We start from the raw sequence: 22,866 nt of genomic DNA on the forward strand, positions 1-22,866 counted from the left end.
TGTTTATCTTTCCGTGCACCGCATACACATATTCACTTCGCTGGCGAACACTTGCCTGAAAATTGGCAGGAATTTATGAAAGGTTCACCGGAAACCGGAAAAGGGACCGTGGATAAAATATAACAAGAACAAATAATATAAAAATGAGATTAAAGAATTTTGGTTTTAGTTTGATGATACTTTTCAGCTCCGTATCTATTTCAAATGCACAACGGGATAAGGTAGTTACGCTTGATAATTTTTTCAATCATGAAACAAAAAAGAACAAAGATGGAAATGAAATCAGGTTTCATTACACTTGGGAGGACCAAACACTAAATGGCTATTCTATACTTGGAGATATTTTTAAAAAGAATGGATTTCAGATCAAAAATCTTGACAACGGGCCAACACTTAAATCCTTAAAGGGCAACGATGTATATATCATTGTAGATCCGGATAATACTAAGGAAAACCCTAACCCAAATTACATTAACAAAGATCATATAAAAGCAATTACCAAATGGGTAAAAGCCGGAGGAGTACTGGTCTTATTAGCCAACGATAGTGCCAACACTAACCTTACGCAGTTAAATATCCTCGCAGAAAATTTCGGCATTAACTTTTCCAATAAAAGCCGAAACATGGTGAAAGGAAAAAATTATGAAACAGGAACCGTAAATATTCCGTTCGGAAATGAGGTGTTTACTGCCTCCAAAAAATTCTACATAAAAGAACTTTCAATTCTTCAATTGAACCCACCTGCCCAGGCTTTAGTAACAGAACAGAACGATGTTATCATGGCTACTGCAAAATACGGTAAGGGTACTGTTTTTGCCCTTGGCGACCCATGGATTTATAATGAATATGTTGATGGAACCCGCATTCCCTCAACATACGAAAACTACAATGGTGCAGTTGAACTGGTAAAATGGCTTAGTTCAAGAATACCTCATCAATAAATATCCATGCTGGCTCGCCCTTTCCTGGATGCCACTGAGGTAGTTTCTTAAAGTTTTTCCCCACTATCTTTAAACATGAGACACTTCGTGGTTCAAATTTTGCATCTAACTTTACAAGTGCATTCCCTTCATCTTTAAGCGGCATTTGATTTTTTATTACCTTTAATAAGCGAAGACTTTTCTTATCTGCACCACCCCAAATCTCAACCTCCTGTGGAAGTAAAATATATGCAGAGATTTGTCTCATTACATTTAGTGTTACCGATTTTAAAGAAATAGCCTGCTTAAAAAACATGATGGTCTCCATGTTATTTTCTCTAAAACCAATCCATTTACCTGTATTAATATCAAAATCACCCAGCTGATTGTCGACCAATATCTTTGTTCCATCAGACCTGTACTTTTCATTTGGCTGCATTAAAAAAGCAATACTATCAGGCTTATAATTGCTTTGGTAAAAGTTAAAAACTATTGCGTCGCTGCTATACCAACCAGCTTTATATGCTTTTGCTTTTAGCGTAGTGGTTTCCTTAATAACAATTTCTTTATCATATAAAGGTGACTTAAGACTATCAGGTTCTGAACCATCTGTGGTGTACCTGATTTGCACTCCGTTTACAGGGTGTTTTACCTGAAGGGTCAACGAATTTTTAAAAATAGAAATGTCTGTACTCAACCGGGGCTGATTTAATTTAACCGGACTCTTGCCATCATCTTTAAAACCGCCTATTATAGCCAGCTCCTTATTCATTTTCTGTAATTGGCCTATCTCGCCTTCATTTAAACCAGTGTTCCACAAGGTCAGCTCTTTAAGGCTTTTCATACTCACAAGCTGCTTAACAAAGTTAAAATTAACCTTTGTTCCTGATAAGGATAATGCATTTAAATGATTTAAGGATTTTAAGTACTTAAGCCCATCGCCCTTAATATCCGTAAAATTTAAATTTATCTTCCGCAGATTTTCAAACGCCCCTATTGTCTTTAATTCCTCATCTTTAATGGGTAAATTATTCAAATTTAAGGATACAATCTGCTTTTTAACAGGCATCAGTTCTTTTATAGCTTCAGGCTTATAAATACTTCTATTATAAACATTTACTTCTAAGGCTGGCGATATTTTATCGAGCGCGTAAATCACTCTGTAATTGTTATTTAGCTTCTTCACCGTTGCCTCATCTGCTGCTCCAAAATCATAATTTTCTTCGACAGATGTTACAGGCCCCAACAATGACGCGGACAGTACTCTCAAAGAATCGTTTTTTGGCAGATCTAAAACTTTCTTCTTTAAATCAGCATTACCCTTTATCCATAAAGCTAAAATGGCAATTTCCTCACTCGTTAACTGAGATTTACTCTTAGGGGGCATGTGCTTTTTATCATCTGCAGGCAGATGTATTCGTTCCAGCAGCAAACTTATTTCAGGTTTCCCAGGCACAAATAATTTACCGTTCTTTCCGCCCTTAAACATAGATTTAGCATCTGCCAAGATTAAACTGCCCTTTGCTTTTTCTAAATTATGGCAACTCAAACACTTTTCATTAAATATGGGCATGATCACATCATCAAATATGACTGCCTTATCTACTGGAACCTTTTCTTTTTCTGGCATTACGGCTGCCAGAACAAAATTATCTCCATGAGTTAATGTAGCTCCATAATGGCCGGTAACAATTAAACATAAAATGGTAATAACAGCACCTGCTTTTGCTACGGGTGCTTTATACCAGGAAGAGTTTCTGGACCAATATATAATTGAAGAAATAAAAACAATGCTTACTCCTGTCCACTTGTGCCATTGCAAAGTATCACCGCTATAGCCTTCTTCTTTTGACAGGAATAATCCCATAACAACAGTTACTGCAGACAATAAAACTCCGGTTAACAATAACCCGGTAGTGAAATTCTGATATAACTTTTCTCCGGTGTATGCCTCCTTAAAGCGAAAGAATTCCAGAAGCATCGCTAACAGCAAAAGTACTATAGGAAAATGMAGAATCATAGGATGCAGCCTACCTAATGGCTGTAACCAATACGGCACAGAAATCTTATCTCCAAATACCAGTAAAAAGACAATAAAGATGTTTAACGCAAATAATGCATTTTCAGTAAAACCTTTAAGCGTAATTCTCATAAAAAATTATGCACGGGTAAATTTATATGGATATACTTTGCCCGATGCCCACTGGGCTACATAAAGGTTGTCGTCGTCATCTACACATACATCATGTGGATTCAGAAAAATCTTCTCTGCCTGCGACATTGGTTGCAATATACCATCCGTATAAGTCGGTGCTGAACCACCAATATTTGACACTACCTTATTATCCTTATCCAAAATAGTAACAAAGCCACTATTCTCCTTATTCAGATCCGGTGATCTTAGCACCGCAGCATACAAATAATCATTTTTAATAACCGGCCTGCAAACACAAGCACCAGGAAGCACAATTATCTCTTTTAAATTCCCTGCCATATCAAAGCGTTTAAAGCAATTGCGTGTACGATCTGTAACCAGCAATGATGCTTCACCCTGTCTTTTATCAATACAAACCCCATGCGCATTATCCAGATGTTTGGTTTCGGCACCTTTTCCGCCAAAATAACTCAACAATTTACCCTCAGCATTATAATGCAGAACATACTGCAATCCATAACCATCTGCAATAAAGAAATCACCATTGTCTGCAACTGCTACTTCGGTTGGTACATATTCTTCATTTTTTTTGTACAGCCCTGTTTCCATCGGACAATCAAGTGTCATCAGTATTTTTCCATCCAAGGTAGTCTTATATACCTGATGTCTGTTTGTATCGGTAATAAAAAGAAATTCTTTACTGCCCTCTCTGGTGAGTGTTAATCCATGTGCCCCAGGAAATTCGTGACCCCAGGAATCTAACAGTTTGCCCGATTTATTATAGATCAGTACATTATTTTTGGTCTCATTTGTCAATAAAATAATCCGGCCTTTTTTATCCTGCACCATTTCATGACAATCATTTACCGGATTCTTTGCAGGGTTTAATTGCCCCCACTTTGCATCCATCGTATAGCGCATGTTGTTGTGACCATACACAGGTTCTTTTGATTTTGCTAATGTATCTTTCATAATAAAAAATCCGGCAGAAACTGCGGTTGTATGTTTTAAAAATTCTCTTCTTTTCATAAAATATTCTTTATACTATAATGTCATTAATTACTTTGCCGGCTACATCTGTTAATCTGTAGCGACGGCCTAAATGTTTAAACGTAAGTTTTTCATGGTTTAGCCCAAGCTGATGAAGAACTGTTGCATGAAAATCGTTCACATGAACAGGATCTTTTACAATGTTGTATCCAAACTCGTCAGATTCACCATATACTATACCCGGCTTAATTCCACCCCCAGCCATCCAAATGCTAAAACAGCGTGGATGATGATCGCGACCATAGTTATCCTTGGTCATTGCGCCCTGACTATAATTAGTGCGGCCAAATTCACCTCCCCATATCACCAATGTTTCATCAAGCAATCCTCTCTGTTTCAAATCAGTTATTAATGCTGCCGATGCCTGGTCTACGTCTTTAGCTTGCCCTGCCATCTCATTTGGCAGATTGCCATGCTGATCCCATCCCTGATGATACAATTGCACAAAACGCACCCCGTTTTCACTTAGCTTACGTGCCAGCAAACAATTCGCAGCAAAAGTTCCCGGAACCAAACAATCAGGTCCGTAAAGTTTTATAATATCGTCTGGTTCTTTAGAAAGATCGGTGATTTCAGGTACAGCAGTCTGCATTCGATAGGCCATTTCGTATTGTTGTACCTTGGCATTTATCTCCGGGTCACCAAATTCCTGGTACGACATCTCATTCAGCTCAGCCAATTTATCGAGCATCTTTCTTCTCTCAAATCTGTTCAATCCTTCCGGGTCTTTTAAATAAAGTACCGGATCTTCGCCACTGCTAAATTGAACACCCTGGTGCGTGGAATCCAGAAATCCATTAGTCCACAGTTTTGAGTATACCCCCTGCCCATTACCTTTACCCCGCGACAACAATACAGTAAATGCTGGCAGATTTTTATTTTCGCTACCTAAGCCATAACTAAGCCATGCACCCATACTTGGTCTGTTTCCCTGTTGCGCCCCGGTTTGAAAAAAAGTTAATGCCGGATCATGATTTATCGCTTCGGTAAACATAGATCTGATGATACAAATATCATCGACAACCTTTGCAGTATGAGGGAACAAGTCACTAATCCATGCTCTCGACTCACCGTATTGCTTAAAATCATAATATGAACCTACCAAAGGGAAAGAAGATTGATTAGCCGTCATACCTGTAAGGCGTTGACCTGCTCTAATGGATGCCGGAAGCTCCTGCCCCATCATTTCTCTAAGCTTAGGCTTATAATCAAAAGACTCCAATTGTGAAGGAGCACCGTTCTGAAACAGATAAATTACTCTTTTAGCTTTAGGAGCAAAATCAGGAATACCGGGAGGAAGTCCTGCCTCTTCAAAACTGCCGGTAAACAGATCCGGAATTAGTAACGATCCCAGTGCAACACTCCCTAAACCCAAACTTAATTTTGAAAGGAAACGACGTCTGTTAAAATTAAGTCCATGCTCCAAAATATTCTTTTCCATAAATCAGGATTTTGTAATGGTTTCTTCTAAATTATATATTGCTGCTATTACTTCCATCATTGCGGCAAGTTCAGTTTTATTGGTTTTCTGAGAGAGAGGGTACTCGCCTACTGCCAAAACTTTCTCCGCATTTGATTTTTGTTTAAATACCTTCAATTGATCGGCGTAATAGGAGGCCAACAGCTTTATTTCTTTATCCTTAGGTTTTCTACAAACTATCCTTCTAAATGCCTTGCTGATCCTTGCTTCTGATGTTCCTTTATCTTGTAATAACTTATCGGCCAAAACACGCGAAGCCTCTAATACTGTGGGGTCATTCATCATCGCCAATGCCTGAAGCGGGGTATTCGTTTTTAATCTTTTAACTTCACACTGGTCTCTGTTACTGGCATCAAAAATTCCCATTACAGGAGGTGGAACAGTTCTTTTAATGAAAGTATACATACCTCTCCGATACAAACTCTCGTTATGATCTTGTCTGTATGTAGCCAATAAACCTCTACCTGATGTAGCTCCTTCCCAAAGGCCTGGTGGCTGGTAAGGCTTAACACTTGGCCCTCCTATTGTATTCACTAACAACCCACTACTGGAAAGCACCACATCTCTGACAAGTTCAGCAGGGATACGATAACGCGGCGCTCTTGCCAAAAGAATGTTATCCGGATCGGTCTTCAGTTTTTCCGGAGAGACTACAGCAGATTGTCTATAGGTTGCAGACAATGCTATTTGCTTAACAAGGCGTTTGATGTTCCACCCATGGTTCATAAAATCAACCGCAAGCCAGTCGAGTAATTCGGGGTGCGAAGGTAACTCTCCCTGCATCCCAAAATCTCCCGAAGTTTTAACAATACCTCGTCCAAAAAACTCTTGCCATACCTGATTTACAAATACTCTTGAAGTAAGCGGATTTTTCTTATCGAATAACCATTGCGTTAACCCAAGTCTGTTTTTAGGGTATTTATCACTAAATGAAAGTAATGATTTAGGCGTTCCGGCTTCCACCACCTCACCATGCGCATCATATACACCCCTTTTTAGTAAATAGGTTTTTCTAACTGTATCCTGATCACCCATTACTGATACGATTAATTTATTCGTATCCTGCTTATTTACAAACTTCAATATTTCTTTAACATCAGCATTGCTAATTTCCATCAGCGGTTTTTTTGCATAAGTCTCCGGGCCGCCAACAACAGACTCAATTCCTACTTCTTTTACATTGTTAAAAAAAGCAAATACCTGGTAGTATTCCTTTTGCGAAAATGGATCGTACTTATGATCATGACAATGAGCACATTCCAGCGTAACACCTATAATGGCTTTCCCAAAAGTATTGGTGCGGTCAGTAACATACTCAACCCTATATTCTTCATCAATTACACCACCTTCTTCTGTTATTTTATGATTCCTGTTAAAACCTGTTGCCAAAAGCTGTTCTTTCGAGGCATTTGGCATCAAATCTCCGGCAAGCTGCCAGGTCACAAATTGATTATAGGGCATATTTTCATTAAAAGCATGAATAACCCAATCTCTCCAAGGCCACTGACTACGGTAATTATCATCCTGATACCCGTGAGAATCAGCATATCTGGCAACATCTAACCAGTGCAATGCCATCCGTTCCCCATAAGCTGGACTTGATAGTAGCGACTCCACAACCTTCTCATATGCGTTACTACTGGAATCAGCAAGAAATTTATCCATCATCTCAATAGAGGGTGGCAAACCGGTAATGTCAAGACTAGCACGCTTTAATAACCTTTCCTTATCCGCTTCGGGGTTAGGTACTACTCCTTTATGTTCCAGTTTATCAAGCACAAAATAATCTATCTCATTTTTCACCCATTTAGCATCCTTAATCTTAGGCATTTGGGGAGCTTTAGGAGGAGTAAAAGCCCAATGCTTTTCGTATTTAGCTCCTTGCTTAATCCATTTCTCTATTATAGAAATCTCATTAGCAGTCAATTTTAGATTTGAGGACTTCGGAGGCATCATATATGCCGTATCCTTTGTGGAAATCCTTAAAAACACTTCAGATGCATTAGGTTTAAAAGGTACAAGGGCATGCGCTGATGGATTTTCTTTTAACGCCTTATAGGCTTCCTCAGCAATATCTAATCTTAAATCTGCTTGTCGTTTATTCGCATCGGGGCCGTGACAGATAAAGCACTTATCAGAAAGAATTGGCCTGACATTGAAATTGTAACTGATACTATCAGGCAACTGTTCTTCGGCTACCTGATTTGAAGATGAGCTGTTACATGCCTGTATAATATACACAATAGCAAAAAACGTCAGCAGTAAATAAAAAAGCCTACGGTACATACAATATCTATTTGGTTTCAATTGTACAGACAAGCTTTCACTTGTCTGCTTCTATAAATTTAGAATAAATACTTTAAATACCAATTATTATTTTCTTAAAAAGCAGAATATGAAATTTTTATTGATTAAATTGTTGTAGAATATATCACTCTAAATACAACAAAAAATGAATGCAGAATTTAACGATGTACCGCTGATAAAAAATTCAGAAAAAAATAGATTTGAGCTCAAAACAGATAATTATCTGACTTTTATAGATTACAAGGAGCATGGTAAAAAGATATGGCTGATCCATACTGAAGCACCCGAAGAACTTAAAGGAAGGGGAACTGCAACTGCAATAGTTGAGAAAACATTAGCTTACCTGGAAGACAACGACTATAAACTCATCCCTCTATGTCCATTTGTAGTAACATACCTAAAAAGACACACCGAATGGAACAGAATTTTAGATGAAGGTGTACCCCCTTTTTAAGCCTATTTTATAACGTATTTACTTCCTTTAACAGTGTTAAAGCTAACCAGATTATCCACTTTAGTATTTAATGCTATCTTTTTCCCTGCGCTACTGTAAACCGAAGTACCGGCAGGTAATTGAATATAACATTCAGCTCCGCTTAGGGAAAAKATTTCGGCTTTGGTGAGTTTGCTGCTCTTCCAGCTAAAACTAAGCTCGAAGCCATTCCTTGCACGCATTCCTTTTATATTACCAGAGCTCCAATCAGTATCTGTTGGCAATGCAGGTAATAAGCGGATCACAGAGTTAATGCCATTACTTTGGAGCAACATTTCAGCAATGGCTGCCGTACCGCCAAAATTTCCATCAATCTGAAATGGCGGGTGCGCACAAAACAGATTTGCATAAGTTCCTGCTCCACTGGTCATCGAAATCTCACTTCCCGCAACAGCAGGCGCCAGCAGTGCTTTAAACACCTTCCAAGCATGGTCACCATCACCTAGTCTGGCCCAGAAATTCACCTTCCATGCTCTCGACCAACCTGTACCTCCATCCCCCCTTCTCTCCAAAGTTTTTTTTGCTGCAGTCATCAATAAGGGTGTTTCAAGTTGAGTAATTTCATCGTAGGGATACAAACCATACAAATGCGAAACATGGCGATGTGTTACCTCAGGATCTTCATAATCTCTGATCCACTCTTGTATCCCGCCTGTTTTTTTACTGATCTGATTAGGAGCTAACCGGCCTTTTAGCTGCTGCAAACTATCTGTCCAACTCTTATCTATACCTAATAACTTAGCCGCAGCAATAGTATTGTTCATCATTTCTCTCCCAATCTGCATATCCATAGTTGGACCCATCGTGGTTTGCCCTTCAAAACCTTCCTCGGTTTTATAAGAATTTTCTGGAGAGTTGGAAGGCGCTGTTACCAGCCACTTTGTTAGCGGATCTTCAATTAAAATATCGGTATAAAATTTTGTTGCCCCTTTTAGTACCGGATAAATCTCAGCTAAAGTCTTTTTGTTTGGGTTATATAAATAATGTTGCCACAAATGACTGCTTAACCATGCTCCACCCGAAAGTACCGAACCCCATGAGGCATGCTCGCCTGGAGCAGTAAAACCCCAGGGGTTTGCAATTACGTGTGCCACCCATCCCGTGCTGTTATAATATGCTTTTGCAGTTTTTTGTCCTGGCGCCACCAAAAATTTTGTAAACTCAATCAGGGGTTTATGTATATCTCCCAAATTAGTATTCTCCGCCAACCAGTAATTCATTTGCACATTGATATCCAGGTGATAATCTCCGTTCCACGGGGTTTGATACTCTTCAGCCCAAATCCCTTGCAGATTAGCTGGTAAGCCACCTGGGCGAGAACTTGAAATTAAAAGGTACCGTCCAAAATTAAAATACAGAGCTGGTAGCGTTACATCACTCCCTCCGTTAGCAAAACGCACCAGTCGTTCTGCTGTAGAAAGCGTTGCAATACCGGCATTCTCTTTTTCACCAAGTTGGATTTTACAGCGATTGTAGTAGGCTTGAAAATCTTCGCGCTGCTTTGTTTTCAATGTTAGCCACGGAAGTTTACCCGCAGCATCAACATGTTTTTTAGCTACCGGCAAAGGTATTGCACCGCGGTGTGTTACATCTGGCCAGTTCATATCTGTTGCAGCACTAATTACAATAAGGCATTCGGTTGCTCCATCAACCGTAAGTACACTATTTTTTGCCGTTATTTTTCCTGTGGATGAAATGGCTTTCGCAAAGGCTGCAAAAAGAATTCCTTTATCTCCATTACCACCTGGCAATTGTCCTGTCATGCTAAGCCCATTTCCCTCGGCTGAAAAAGATGCATGCTCTTTTCTACTTAGCGACAGATCAAAATTTAATGCTTTTGCTTTACTCGAAGTTAAACGAACAATAATGGCTTGTTGAGGGGTGCTTACAATCACCTCTTCTTTAAAGTTTACACCTGACCTGCTCCACTCAGTAACTGAAATGGCTTTATCTATACTTAAAATTCTTTTATAATCCGTTACTTTTGAGGTGGTGTCTCTCCAATTAATAAACATATCTGAAAGGATTTGATAGCATCCAAACTTTTCGTTTGCACCATTTCCAAAACCAGACCCAGCTCCGGCACTTGTAAAATATTTTTGTAATAGTTCTTGCGCCTCCTTATTTTTTCCATCCTTTAGCAATTGCTGAATAACAGGTAAATGAGCAGCAGCATCATTTCTATTGGGATTTTCTACACCACCAGACCACATAGAAATTTCGTTTAAAACAATCCTTTCTCTGTTTGGATTGCCAAATACCATTGCTCCTAATCGGCCGTTGCCAACAGGAACAGATTCAGTAAAATGGTTCGCCGGTGAATTAAATCTCACTTGCTGATCTGTCTGCGCAAATAATGACAAGCCACTTAAGGTAAAACAAAAAAAGAAAAGTATTTTTTTTTGTGCCAAATTCATCTTTAGTTATGTTTTATTTAATAATCAAAGAAAGGAAATTACAGCTTTAGAAATTAGCTGTTATTGTCAAACCATTAAGCGATATTGGCATGCTAAAGAGAAAACCTATTCATACCCGTTTTTCAACAACAACACAGCACCTGGTTTGGCCGTTAACTCCAAAAACCCGCTTTCAGCGGATTTTATTTTAAAACCTGCGTTTGAAGCAATAAAATGAGTTTTAAACGGCAGTTTTAATTTAGTTACTCCTCCTTTTTCTGAAACGATCTTGACTTCATCTACCTGTCCTCCAGCTTTTTTTGCACTTACAAGAAAAGCTCCTTCTGTACGCAAATTTTCAAATGAAGCGTCTTTCCATTCGGGTGGAACAGCAGGCATAATTTCAATAAACCCTGCATAACTCTGCAATAGCATTTCTTGCAAGCCCGCTGCAAATGCAAAGTTACCTTCCAGAGTAAAGGGTCTGTATTGAAATTTCGATAGTCCTGATTTTGTTTGATCTCCGTTTAAATGGAAGCTATTTATAGAGCAAAAAGCCCTGGCAAATGTCTGTAGATCTCTTGCTGCACCGGCTCCATCTTTTGCCCTTGCTTTAATGTTTGCAAGCCAGGAATAAGAGTACCCACACCAGTAATCTGGCCCTACCTTATCCAATAGCTGTATCGTATTCTTTATAATGGCTTGAGCTTTCGGTCCGTCCTCCCATTTTATTAGCCCTAATGGATGGATAGCCATCATATGAGAGAAATGTCTGTGCGATTCTTTATAATCCAGACCTGGGGCAAATCTAAGTTCATCCTTATCTGTTATCGCGAAATCATCAAACTCATTTAAGAGTTTATTCCACCGCAAGGCTTCGGCTTTCAATCCAAGTTCAGTAGCAAGTTCCTCCGCAGCTTTAAACGTGAATTTCATTAAAGCCAGATCATAGTTTGTATTTCCCAAAAACCAGGCACTAAGGTCATTGTCGTTTATCTCCGGACTTGAACTAATTTTCAATTTCCTGTGTCCGTTTCCGTCTTTAACCGTTATGTTTTCAAGAAACAGGGCTGCTCCTTTGATCCATGGATAAGCATTATTTTTAAGAAAAACCTTATCCATACTGTAGCGCCATTGCAGGTAATAATGTTGTCCAAGCCATGAAGAAACTGTTGGTGATAAAGAGTATTGAATCCATCCGCCCATTTCTGTACCATCCAGGGTTGTTACTCCAGGCACAGCAATACCGTCTGCACCAAAATAAAGCTTAGTATAGCGCTTATAGTTTGCCTTATTTTGCTCGAGATGATTAATATAGCCCATTGCTTCACCAAGGTGATTGCCACTATATGCCGGCCAATAGCTAAGCTGAGTATTTAAGTCATGATGATAATCCCCTTTCCATGGTGGTATCCTTCCGTTATCGGCAGTCCACACCGCCTGCAACGAAATTGGAGGTGCATCTGATCTTGCTACAGAGCCGAATTTATATTGCTCTAAATACCATTGTTTCTCAATCAACGTATCGGGTATATGAATTGCCGACTTGCTCCAGAAATTACTCCACCACCCCACATGTGCAGTAAACTCTTTGTTAAAACTAGTGGAAATGGCATTTTGAGTAACAACAGCAGCTTTTCTATTAGCAATCTTATTCGGATACTGAGATGAAATACTCCAAACTCCTTCAACAGTTTTACTGTCAATTCTTTTCCATCTCACGTTGATATCGTAACTAAATCCACCCCAGCCTTCCTGATGATAAGTTATGCTATTTCCATTTTGCTGAATTGTTCCCTGTTTGTATCCCAATCTCGATAGGTCATCACCGCCTACCGGATCGCCAGAAACTTTAACCTCTCCCTGATATTTTGGTGCAATCAAATGTGGTTTAAAATCGTTGCTTATATTTTCAAATCTAAACCAACCCAATGGCTTTACGGCATCAACAAAAGTTTTTAGCACAATGCCATTTGTCCAGCGCACCTTACAAACTGCATCTTTTAAAGATAAATGAACATCTTCGGCCTGCCCCCAGTCCTTGGTTTCAAATTCAAGAGCACCCCCAGGTATTTTCGAAGGTGCAGGTTCCCTATCATAAGGCGCATCAAAATAGTCTTGTACAGGCTTATAATCCTTTTTATTCACCTGATCTATTACCCATTTATAACTAAACTCTTTCCGATGCAAGCCCTTCATAGGTCGCATGTCCCAAACATCTACCCTATCCAGAGAGAACCTTAGCCGTTCTCCCTTTTGCCAAATCAAAGCACCTAAAGTCCCATTGCCCAGAGGTATAGCTTCGTCCCATTGGGATGCCAGCTTATTGAAATGCAGATCGTGTTTCGGAGACTGCGCTATTGCAGTAATCGATGTAAAAATAAAAAGGAGTAATGCAATTGTTCTGTTCATAAGATTTCCTAACCTGGTTTAAAAATAGGTTATTTTATTTTAAGTTTTGCATCTCCTCCTCCACATTATCCTCTTCTTTGGTTTCTATAAATTCTGTCGCATGTTTGGTACGGATAACCGGCAATACAGGTGGTGTACCGCCCAATCCGATCCCAAAACAAGCTAATATTATCATTACAATGAGTCCAAAAAGACGCATTGTTTTCTTAAAGCGTTCCATAAAAAAAAATTATAGGAAAAAGCCTTTCGGCCAATAAACCTCTCGTGAAAAAACAATAAATAGTCTTAGAAAATTAAACTACGCCGGGAGGCTTGTTTTTGGAGATGCGGGATAAAAAAGGAATCTCAAAGCACATAATGTACCCATTAGAAAATTAATAAATAAAACTAGAAATGCATTAGCATTGAACTGAACATGAACAATGCTATTTTTAACCATCAGGAGATTCCTGAAAACATATTTGAAGGAAGAAATTTTGGAATAAATCCAATTGACCTTACCAACAAAACTCTTGTAGAATATTTTATGCCTCTTTGTTCCATTCTGACTAACGATCCTTTCCTCAGTTGGATACGCCGTCGAATTAACAGAGGAAATAACATTGGCTGCGCCGGATAATGTAAATAAGTTTAAGAACATAAAAAACCCAACTACCCAGCGGAGTAGCAGTTCTTTATAATTCACAGACTTCATTTTCATCATATTAAATCAAAGATAGTCAATTTCAAAAACTTAACGCTGGTGTTAATTCTTCGCAATGAAAGCCCTTATCTTTTAAGATATAATTAACCATAGGTGCACAAGGAACAGAGCTTACTACACTTAGTATTCTATCAATTCCCTCGGTCCTGAATGACCAATTGTTCTCTCCAAATATGATATCCAATATAGGTCTGATAGAAATCAACTCATATTTATCTTTTACCGAAGTTTTAAAACTAATTGTGTTCATCGCTTTATGATCTATCTAATGAATAACTTACCATAAAGATGAGGGTTATTACTAAATCATGCCAGTTCTATCCGGCTAAAGCAGACAAAAAACTCGACGAGTGGCCATAAAACATCGGTGAAAATTTCCAAACAGTAATGTGATTATTCAATTTGCACCCAGGTATAGCTCTCAGGCTTAAGCGTACAGGTATACGATATCTCATAATCTCTGTTTAATGGGTACTTTTTAGCCACTCCCTCCTTCTCTTTCAAAGTGGCAGTGCCGGTTAAACCTGTATAATATAATGGAACCTTTATGGTACGGGTAATTTCCTTTTTCGATGGATTGTACAACATCATTAAACCTTTGGTTTTTAGGCTAGGGTTTACATGTAATATTCCATCCCAATCTCTCCCATCAGCTCTTCTCAAATGGATAATTTCCGAGTTCAATATATCTCTGTATTTCTTATACCAATCAATCACCTTAATTACAGTTTGCTTGGTAGCATCCGTATCATATAAGCGTGGGCCCCGATAACAAGCTTGCACACCTGCTCCATAATACTGCATCATTAACTGTTCATAGTCTTTTAGATGGTCATTCAAAGGTTCCAGAACTGCTTCGGCTCCTCCTCCCTGATAAACTGTTAAAGGAACAAATCCCCAACTCATAGACGAAGTTTTTTCCCATGTCCCATCAAATATATTCTGGCGGTTAAGGATCATCTGATTTGCTCTTGGCAATGAAAAATTCACCTCCCTGTATCCTATCGCTATTTTGTGTGTTCCATCCAKAAAATACCAGTCGGGCGCATTTATATAAACGCCCTTTTCATTTAATGAACGATACAGGTCCTTCTGAATTTCCATTTGTCTCCATTGCGAATCCTCAAGACCTTTATGTCCGGGGTGTGCGGTTGAAGCACATACATCACCTGGATATGGGCCATCATTTTCCCAAATATCAAAGCCGGTATGAGCATAAAAATTCTTTATTTTATCACGATAGCTCAACCCCCATTTACTACCAAAGCATGGTGCATTCCCAAAGAAAGCACCACCTGGTTTACCGGTTTTAGGACTTATTACGTCGTCCTCGTCACTTATTTTTCTGGAGCTAAACAAAGAATAACTTCCAATAAATACTTTTTTACTATGTGCATAATCTGCCAGTTCCTTCCATTTTTTAATATTAGCTGCAGAGGTGTCTTCCATATTACAATGACTGCCGAAACTTAATATTAATGCTTCATAACCCGTTGCAGCACATTGATCTATCGCTGTACGCACCTGCTCATCATTTTTGCTAACCAAATGCATAAAAATTGGATTAGCGGTAGTCCATGGTGCTATTGTATTGTACATTTTACGTATAGCCAAACCTCTTCTCTCCCTATCATAGCTATCCATTAATAATTCAAGTGTACGCACAGACTTAAAAACACCGCCTTTCTCCAGTTCAATGCCGGGAGCTTTATCGGGATATACTTCTAATAAACAAGGTGTTTGATAATCGTAATTAACCTGCGAGGTATATGTCGAGTCAACCTTCCAATGTGTGGTTTGATCGCTTAAATCATATCGCATTGCATTATTAAAGGCATAGTTTGTTTCCAGGTAAATACCTTGTGGTTTAGCCATTTTTTCTGGCGATCCAACTACAGCGCTTTGCTCTTCAACCATTCCCAAAACTTCGCTAACTACACGGTCAATCTTAAACACTTTATCCGATTGATTCTGAACTGTTAACGATTTTACAATTAAAGGCAAACCATCATACAATTCGTAGTTTACATTTACCGTTAAGCCCTTCAGTTCATCTGCTCCTGCCTTATAAAGAAAAGACACCATCTTACCGGTAGGCTGCTGATTATTGCTTGCCCAAAATTTACTTTTCCATTTAATATATGGTGAAATTGGTTTTATATCGAAAGAAACAAATTGGAAAGCATTCTTATCAGCCGTAAAACTGTCAAGCCATTCAGGCAAAAGGTAAGCATTTTCCTTTTGACCCTTTAAACCTCCAACTTCATAGTCTTTTCCGTTAATGGTCAAACGGGCTTCTGCCTTTACAGACCTTAATAACTGCCTGCCATTTATAAGGTTAACATAATCTACACAGGCCACATTAGGTGTGATCCTAAAAACCCTTTTGGTCAATCCGTTTTCAAGAATTACGTCCTTATCTGACTTGTAAATAGCAGCTTTATATGATGCCGAATTTAATAACCAATCTGGTTTCGATGTGTCTTTAACAGATTGATTGTTCTGTGCGTTGACATTACTTAATTGACCCGCTAAGATCAGTGATATGCACGCTAAAGCATATCTCAAATTCGGAATATTCAATCGTTTCATGCTATTTTGCTTGTTTAACAGGTTTAGGAAAATAGTCTGTAGAACTTTTACGTTTGTTGTTAAAAAACAATGCGTAGCGGATTACCTCTCCTTTTTTCAACACCACTGGTTGTTTATAAACAGACGATTGCTCATTAACATCAGATCCGTCGGTTGTATATCTGATAGTACTTGCTTTAGTGGGATCATTAAGCGTTACTTTAACCGTGCTATCCTTGTTCACAACTGTTTCTATTACAGCCACCGGAATTCTAAACTGAATTCCCTGTTTATCATATCGTTGATATTGAGTGCTCAACCTGCCCTTAAAATCTTCAAAATTCTTCAACGCTTTTGGTGTCCAGTCAATTTCTGCCAATGCCGCAATGCGAGGATAAACCATATATTCAAAATAATCTTCTGTTCCAATAAACTCAGTCCACAAGTTCCCTTGCGCACCTAAAATGTGCTTTGCTTCAGTGTCGGTTAACGCGGGGTGTACTGGTTCAAAGGCGTATACACTATCAATTGGCACCCAATAACCAATAGCCATAGGTTCGATTTTAGGATCAGCCTGGTAGCCATCAATATACAAATGCGAGTATGGCGACATAATTACATCATGGCCACTTTTAGCAGCTTTCAAACCACTTTCAACTCCTAACCACGAATGTACAGTCGCATTATCTGCAAGACCTCCCTGCATAATTTCTTCCCAGCCAATTATCTTTTTCCCTTTACTATTGATGAATTTTTCCATTCGCTGTATAAACCAGCTTTGTAATGCCGCCTCATCTTTCAAGCCTTCCTTTTTTATACGTGCCTGACATTTAGGGCAGGTATGCCATGCATCATGCGGAGCTTCATCCCCCCCTATATGAATATATTGAGATGGAAACAATGGCATCACTTCATTTAAAACATCTTCCAAAAATGTAAATACGGTATCATTACCTGCGCAGTAAAGATCTTTAGAAACTCCCCATACTTTTCTTACCTCAAATGGCTTTCCATTCTCAAAACTCACATCTCCACAAGCCAGATAAGGATAGGCTGTAATGGCTGCTACCGAGTGTCCTGGCATTTCTATTTCAGGAATCACTTCAACAAATCTCGACGTTGCATAAGCTACAACTTCCTTAATCTGTTCCTGAGTATAATAGCCGCCATATTTAATACTGTCAACATCTTTCTTCCTGTTCGGACCAATCTGTGTCCCATTTCTGTAAGCTGCAATTTCCTGCAGTTTCGGATATTTTTTTATTTCTATTCTCCAACCCTGATCTTCTGTTAAATGCCAATGAAACTTGTTTAATTTATGTTTAGCCAACTGATCTATAAATTTCTTTATATACTCAACAGAAAACATATGGCGACAATTGTCCATGAGCATTCCTCTCCAGCTAAAACGGGGTTCATCTTCTATATAAACACAAGGCAACTTCTTAACTCCATTAACTGGCACCAGTTGTAATAATGTTTGTATACCATAAAAAAGACCATTTTCGGTTCCTGCTTTTATAGCAACGCCATTTGCATTTACCTCCAGCACATATCCCTCTTTTGAGGTAACTTTTGAATCAATATTAAGGCTAATGGTTTTTGCTTTTCTTTGCATCCACATGCCTGTACGCAACTCGGGTTTAATTCCCGCAGTTTCTTCTATTGAAGATTGGGCAAAAATTGCCAGGTCTTTTAAATTAGCTGAAGGATAACTGATGTATACATTTTTGTCTAGCGTAAGACTTCCTTTTCGCTCTTCCAATTTCGCCGGTAAAGGAATTATAGAAATTTTGGATTGTGCAGACAATTTGAGGGTGCAAATCATCAACAGAGCTATTGATAACAGTCGGTTCATGTGTGGGTGTTTGGTCATTTAAAATAAAACAGTTATTGTTTAGTCTTGTAAACTAATGCTAGTTAACTGTTTTATTTTAAAATATCAATCACATACGTTGCGCAAACCTTTGCGTAATTTTACTAAAACTCTATTCTGTAATTTATAGTTGGTATAATACCTCCGACACCCCTCTTCTATTTTACCCCTACGCGGAAAAAAATTAAAGCATTAGCGGTTTCCTATCTGGTACCAAAAACTTTATCCCAAATATCAGATGTCACCCCATATTTTGTTGTAGAGTCATCATAATGGTGCAACATGTGCTGTTGCTTAAGTTTTTTCCAGAAAGCATTTTTGAATTGTGCATGATGCAACATGTAATGCGTCATGTCGTAGCATAAGTAACCAAAAATAAATCCGGCAAAAAAGCCTTCAAGCATGGCCGGAGCAAGTAACCATTTAAAAAGAAAGAAAAATGCCAGTGCCAGTGGTATGCTTGCAGAAGGCGGCATCACCAGTCGCTGTGCGTCGTTTGGATAATCATGATGAACACCATGAAAAATAAAGTGAATTCTTTTACCCCATTCAGACTTTGGATAAAAATGAAAAACAAAGCGATGAAGCACATATTCAGTTAAGGTCCAGATAAATAATCCTAACAGAAAATATCCAAGAAAACCTAAGATTCCATTTGTGCTGAATGAGACCCAGGAGAAATACCCTACAACCGGAACATACACAATAAGCGGTACAAAATATGGGACTTTAGATAAACCCTCAAAAAGTGGGTTTTTAAACATTCTAATAGATTCTCTAGAATTAGATACAAAATTCTTCTTCATCACAACTAATTTTTGATGGTTTTCAAACGAGAGTTCTAAATTACGGCTTTTCTTACACTTCCCATTACCTAAAATAAGTAATTTACCAAATTTTGATACTTCTTAATATCTGAATTTCATGGCTACATAAGGATACCAACCCTCATTTGAATGGCCCATTACAAAACGAAACACGGTTAAGGATGCCGGAGCAAAATATAAACCCGCTCCGTACCCCTGATGCCACACATCAGAATTTTCTCCTTTTCTCCATACCCTGCCCACATCATGAAAACCCAATAGTCCAAATTGACCAGGTAGTATATAATTCATAAAATTCGCCACTTTTACACGCAATTCTAAATTATTATACAAGCTATGTTGGCCACCAAATCTAAATTCTCTATATCCAAGTAAATTACCCTGTCCTCCCAGAAAACTGGATTGATAAAATGCCTGTTTACCAACCGTAACACCACCCCCAATTCTATCCGTTAATACAAACCGGCTTCCTTTATCTATCTTTTGATAAACGGAGAATGAACCACTCAGCTGTGCCATAGAATTCGATTCGCCATTTATACCCTTATAAGCCTGTAATTTACTTTCTAAGAATGTGCCCGAAGTAGGTAAAATATCACTATTACGATTGTTGTTTGTAAAATTTGCCACTACTCCTGCATACAACTTATCTTTTGTTATGGTTGCACTATCCGGCGAATGCAACTCTGAGGTATTGTTAATGAAACGACCCTCATTATCATCTTTACTATATCGGTAATACTGCAGTGACGGGCCTATGCTAAAGGTAGATTTTGACAGTCTCCATCTTATGGATGGATCTATCTGAAACAGGCTAAATCTTGCACGATAATATCTTACAAAATCTCCGGTTTTATTAAAAGTTGTTTCGTTACCTAAGCCATAAAAATTCTGTGAATTCTCTGGAGCAAAGGCATCCGCTTGCAATACAATATCCGCATTACCTAAAACTTTAAACATTTCTCCTCTATAATTGAATCTAAAACCCGATGTTGCAAAAGAGTGCAAAAATGAGAATGAATGTGTACTTCCATAAGGCAGTTTCCTAAAACCGGGTTGGGTAATTTTATATGATAAACCAAGCAAAACCCTGTCATCTATATTATAACTGGCATTTAAAAGCAGCATCTTTCTTTTATAAAGATCTGTGTACACGAAGTGTGTATTAGAGGTGTCGTTATCCAATCTCTTAAGAAACTTGTTTGCATTCCCCGTAAAAGCTATGTTGTCATCTTTACCATAAACACGGATTTTACGAGGTGAGTTTTCTACATGAAATGTTTTTTTACCCTCAACACTAATTATCCTTAGTTTAATAGTTGAGGTTTTATTATCTAGTATCAAACTGTCGTTACCATCTTTCACATATAACCTAATTTCTCTGGTTACTTTTGGATTAAAAGTTCTGTTAAAAATAACATCCTTAATGTGTCCTTCCTTAGATATTTTATGGATCGTTACATTTAAAGCCTTATCCGGCCCATCTGTTATATTGATCAGCTCATTCTTATTACTTGCCTGTATATCAACTATACTATTTATAAAATGATAGTATTTATTCATCAATTCAGGAAGGTTCTTTCTTCTCTCTTTAAGCTGGGCCAGTATGCGATCATGGCGAAGAGAATATCCGGGTTCAGGTAGTTTTTTAAGGGCCTTTTCAAACACCTCGTCGGTTAAAGAAGCACAAAAATCCTTTACTACCTCGTTCCATTCCTTTTCATCTATCCCAGAAAACCATCTTCCATAAATAGCTCTTCCTTCCCAAAAGAACCAGTTAATATCAGGCAGGCTTCTTTCGTACCCCTGTATCATTGGCAATAGCCACGAGGATTGCGCATATCTTGGCACAAGGCCTTCCGACAAATAAAAGACCTGATCTCTGTCTCTCGGAATTGGAAGATATTTCATAGTTCCATCAACATTCTTTTCAGGCTTCCATCTCCATTGATCTTCATGTCTATCCCAATCTCCCAGCAAAGCATCCAATGCTTTTGCTCTTAGTAATGCCCGGCCATCATAAATGTTATCATTATCATCTGTTAACTTGCGCATCATCTTTTCCGAATTATCAGTATCCCCAACAGGTTCTCTTTCCTCCAGTAAACAAAGCGTATTCTGGAACACCTTGGCAAATTCACCTAATCCGGTATCCGGCAATACCCACCCAATCATAGGATCGCTGTGTGGCACATTTACAGCATCTGCAATATCAGGGACTGCTAAGGCCGAGAATGGGTTCTGGGCCGACATATTATCTTTTACTACCGTACCCGCAAATGTTTTTCTGAATATTTCGGGCAACAATATTTCCGGAAACTTTTCTACACTTCTAAGTACCCACTCTTTGCCCTGTTTATCTACCAATCTTAACGAATGCGATTGATTGCCTCCACCCCTTTTGACCGGCGTTAACCCACCTTTAATTTCCGAAATTTTAATAATGGGTACTTTGGTACTCATCGCATACTCCTTACGGTAATTTTCTCCAAACAAAAAGCGATGAAACTTACTTACACTATCGTACTTAGGGTAGATTTTAATACTTATGGAGTCTTGCGCACTTGATACCAAGCTAGCCGACAATAAAACAACGGAGAGGATGAATCTAATCATACTTAAATATCTAAATATAAAGCTACGCATTTCTTAATCTATGGTAAGATTTAAAATAAAAGTTCCCCCTAAATTTGTAGTGTTATTTAAGAATTAATTAATTAAACCACTAAAATAGGTAGCCATGAACAACAGAATTTTAGGCCTGCACCACATTACTGCAATTGCAGGAAACGCAAAAAAGAACTATGATTTTTATACCCGCATACTAGGTTTACGATTGATTAAAAAAACCGTAAACTTTGATGACCCACATACCTATCACTTTTATTACGGTGATGAACAAGGAACACCAGGAAGTATTTTGACATTTTTTCCATGGGAAGGAATTATGACCGGCCGACKAGGTTCAAGACAGGTAACCGAAATTGGGTACAGTGTTCCGGCCGGGAGTTTAGAATTTTGGCAAAACAGGTTTGAAGAAAACAATGTAATCTACAACAAACCTGCTGAAAAATTTGGAGAACGGTATCTGACTTTTCTTGATCCTGATGGATTAAAATTTGAACTGACTGAAGTTAAAACTCCTGATGCAAGGGCACAGTGGACCACGCCTGAAATAGGCAAAGAAAATGCAACCCATGGCTTTCATCATGTAACAATAACAACCAATAAAATGGATGGTACTGCTAAAGTTTTAACAGACATTTTTGGATATAAATTGGAAAAAACTGAAGTGAACCGGTCACGTTTTGTTACAGATGCAGTAACCTATGCAGCCATTGTTGACCTTGTAGAGGCCCCTGGTGAAGCTGTTGGTCATGTTGCAAGCGGATCTGTGCACCACGTTGCCTTCAGGGTTAAAGATGAGGCCACTTTAATGTACTTTAGAGATAAGGTTGTGGCAATGGGTTTGAACATTACAGAAAAGATTGACCGTAACTATTTCTATTCTTTATATTTCCGCGAACCAGGTGGTGTACTTTTTGAAATTGCTACCGATAATCCAGGTTTTACCGTTGATGAATCTTTAGAAGACTTAGGGTCAAACCTTAAACTTCCTGCTCAATATGAAAACATGAGATCAGAAATTGAGGGCATTTTACCTAAAATAAACTAA

The 22,866-nt window shown here is 38.5% G+C and carries 15 protein-coding genes; 3 read left to right on the forward strand and 12 right to left on the reverse strand.

All coding sequences use genetic code 11. The features are described 5' to 3' along the window. Positions 1-143: 143 nt before the first annotated feature. Positions 144-941 (forward strand): DUF4350 domain-containing protein, encoded by a 798-nt coding sequence (locus AC1DDK_RS00335; protein WP_337715057.1) that lies wholly within the window; start codon positions 144-146, stop codon positions 939-941. Here the strand turns inward: AC1DDK_RS00335 and AC1DDK_RS00340 are convergent. Genes AC1DDK_RS00340 through AC1DDK_RS00355 form a run of 4 tightly spaced genes read right to left on the reverse strand, consistent with a single transcriptional unit; the run spans position 916 to position 7,891 of the window. Next, complete coding sequence (locus tag AC1DDK_RS00340; protein ID WP_448633818.1) at positions 916-3,072, reverse strand: chitobiase/beta-hexosaminidase C-terminal domain-containing protein; 2,157 nt, start codon at positions 3,070-3,072, stop codon at positions 916-918. The two genes, AC1DDK_RS00335 and AC1DDK_RS00340, sit on opposite strands and share 26 nt — an antisense overlap. Before the next feature lie 6 nt (positions 3,073-3,078). Continuing rightward, entirely contained in the window at positions 3,079-4,104 is a 1,026-nt protein-coding gene (locus AC1DDK_RS00345) for an NHL repeat-containing protein (protein WP_337715062.1), read from the reverse strand. A gap of 10 nt (positions 4,105-4,114) precedes the next feature. Beyond that, positions 4,115-5,566 (reverse strand): DUF1501 domain-containing protein, encoded by a 1,452-nt coding sequence (locus AC1DDK_RS00350; RefSeq protein ID WP_048904630.1) that lies wholly within the window; start codon positions 5,564-5,566, stop codon positions 4,115-4,117. 3 nt (positions 5,567-5,569) lie between these two features. Further along, positions 5,570-7,891 carry a PSD1 and planctomycete cytochrome C domain-containing protein gene (locus AC1DDK_RS00355; RefSeq protein ID WP_337715064.1) on the reverse strand — a complete coding sequence of 774 codons (2,322 nt, stop codon included), beginning with the start codon at positions 7,889-7,891 and terminating at the stop codon, positions 5,570-5,572. Between the two features lie 166 nt (positions 7,892-8,057). Here AC1DDK_RS00355 and AC1DDK_RS00360 point away from each other — a divergent pair, with 166 nt between their 5' ends. Then, the gene (locus tag AC1DDK_RS00360) at positions 8,058-8,366 is read left to right on the forward strand and encodes a GNAT family N-acetyltransferase (protein ID WP_172663703.1); all 309 of its coding nucleotides are present in this window, start codon (positions 8,058-8,060) and stop codon (positions 8,364-8,366) included. 2 nt (positions 8,367-8,368) lie between these two features. Here AC1DDK_RS00360 and AC1DDK_RS00365 read toward each other — a convergent pair whose 3' ends face one another. From AC1DDK_RS00365 to AC1DDK_RS00400, 8 genes are all read right to left on the reverse strand, one after another. Continuing rightward, complete coding sequence (locus tag AC1DDK_RS00365) at positions 8,369-10,822, reverse strand: glycoside hydrolase family 95 protein (protein ID WP_337715065.1); 2,454 nt, start codon at positions 10,820-10,822, stop codon at positions 8,369-8,371. Positions 10,823-10,927: 105 nt separating this feature from the next. Further along, positions 10,928-13,213, reverse strand: a complete 2,286-nt coding sequence (locus AC1DDK_RS00370; protein ID WP_337715067.1) for a glycosyl hydrolase family 95 catalytic domain-containing protein — start codon at positions 13,211-13,213, stop codon at positions 10,928-10,930. A 34-nt stretch (positions 13,214-13,247) separates the two neighbouring features. Then, positions 13,248-13,433 (reverse strand): hypothetical protein, encoded by a 186-nt coding sequence (locus AC1DDK_RS00375; RefSeq protein WP_337715069.1) that lies wholly within the window; start codon positions 13,431-13,433, stop codon positions 13,248-13,250. Between the two features lie 505 nt (positions 13,434-13,938). Next, the gene (locus AC1DDK_RS00380) at positions 13,939-14,166 is read right to left on the reverse strand and encodes a hypothetical protein (protein WP_172663707.1); all 228 of its coding nucleotides are present in this window, start codon (positions 14,164-14,166) and stop codon (positions 13,939-13,941) included. A 143-nt stretch (positions 14,167-14,309) separates the two neighbouring features. Further along, on the reverse strand, positions 14,310-16,508 hold the full coding sequence (locus AC1DDK_RS00385; RefSeq protein ID WP_477633739.1) for an alpha-galactosidase: 2,199 nt from the start codon (positions 16,506-16,508) through the stop codon (positions 14,310-14,312). A gap of 1 nt (position 16,509) precedes the next feature. Continuing rightward, on the reverse strand, positions 16,510-18,345 hold the full coding sequence (locus AC1DDK_RS00390) for a beta-N-acetylhexosaminidase (protein WP_337715073.1): 1,836 nt from the start codon (positions 18,343-18,345) through the stop codon (positions 16,510-16,512). Positions 18,346-18,566: 221 nt separating this feature from the next. Continuing rightward, the gene (locus AC1DDK_RS00395; protein WP_172663710.1) at positions 18,567-19,169 is read right to left on the reverse strand and encodes a sterol desaturase family protein; all 603 of its coding nucleotides are present in this window, start codon (positions 19,167-19,169) and stop codon (positions 18,567-18,569) included. A 102-nt stretch (positions 19,170-19,271) separates the two neighbouring features. Further along, positions 19,272-21,806, reverse strand: coding sequence for a BamA/TamA family outer membrane protein (locus AC1DDK_RS00400; protein ID WP_337715075.1), 2,535 nt, complete (start codon positions 21,804-21,806; stop codon positions 19,272-19,274). 124 nt (positions 21,807-21,930) lie between these two features. On the opposite strand from AC1DDK_RS00400, the gene AC1DDK_RS00405 reads away from it, so the two are divergent. Continuing rightward, entirely contained in the window at positions 21,931-22,866 is a 936-nt protein-coding gene (locus AC1DDK_RS00405) for a ring-cleaving dioxygenase (RefSeq protein WP_477633740.1), read from the forward strand.

Source organism: Pedobacter sp. 05T44, from assembly GCF_056395985.1.

What these genes read in the sequence shown, in the direction of transcription:
- AC1DDK_RS00370 (WP_337715067.1), bottom strand. Translation starts at nt 13,213, where the DNA reads ATGAACAGAACAATTGCATTACTCCTTTTTATTTTTACATCGATTACT.
- AC1DDK_RS00400 (WP_337715075.1), bottom strand. Translation starts at nt 21,806, where the DNA reads ATGATTAGATTCATCCTCTCCGTTGTTTTATTGTCGGCTAGCTTGGTA.
- AC1DDK_RS00360 (WP_172663703.1), top strand. Translation starts at nt 8,058, where the DNA reads ATGAATGCAGAATTTAACGATGTACCGCTGATAAAAAATTCAGAAAAA.
- AC1DDK_RS00395 (WP_172663710.1), bottom strand. Translation starts at nt 19,169, where the DNA reads ATGAAGAAGAATTTTGTATCTAATTCTAGAGAATCTATTAGAATGTTT.
- AC1DDK_RS00350 (WP_048904630.1), bottom strand. Translation starts at nt 5,566, where the DNA reads ATGGAAAAGAATATTTTGGAGCATGGACTTAATTTTAACAGACGTCGT.
- AC1DDK_RS00375 (WP_337715069.1), bottom strand. Translation starts at nt 13,433, where the DNA reads ATGGAACGCTTTAAGAAAACAATGCGTCTTTTTGGACTCATTGTAATG.
- AC1DDK_RS00390 (WP_337715073.1), bottom strand. Translation starts at nt 18,345, where the DNA reads ATGAACCGACTGTTATCAATAGCTCTGTTGATGATTTGCACCCTCAAA.
- AC1DDK_RS00380 (WP_172663707.1), bottom strand. Translation starts at nt 14,166, where the DNA reads ATGAACACAATTAGTTTTAAAACTTCGGTAAAAGATAAATATGAGTTG.
- AC1DDK_RS00355 (WP_337715064.1), bottom strand. Translation starts at nt 7,891, where the DNA reads ATGTACCGTAGGCTTTTTTATTTACTGCTGACGTTTTTTGCTATTGTG.
- AC1DDK_RS00345 (WP_337715062.1), bottom strand. Translation starts at nt 4,104, where the DNA reads ATGAAAAGAAGAGAATTTTTAAAACATACAACCGCAGTTTCTGCCGGA.
- AC1DDK_RS00335 (WP_337715057.1), top strand. Translation starts at nt 144, where the DNA reads ATGAGATTAAAGAATTTTGGTTTTAGTTTGATGATACTTTTCAGCTCC.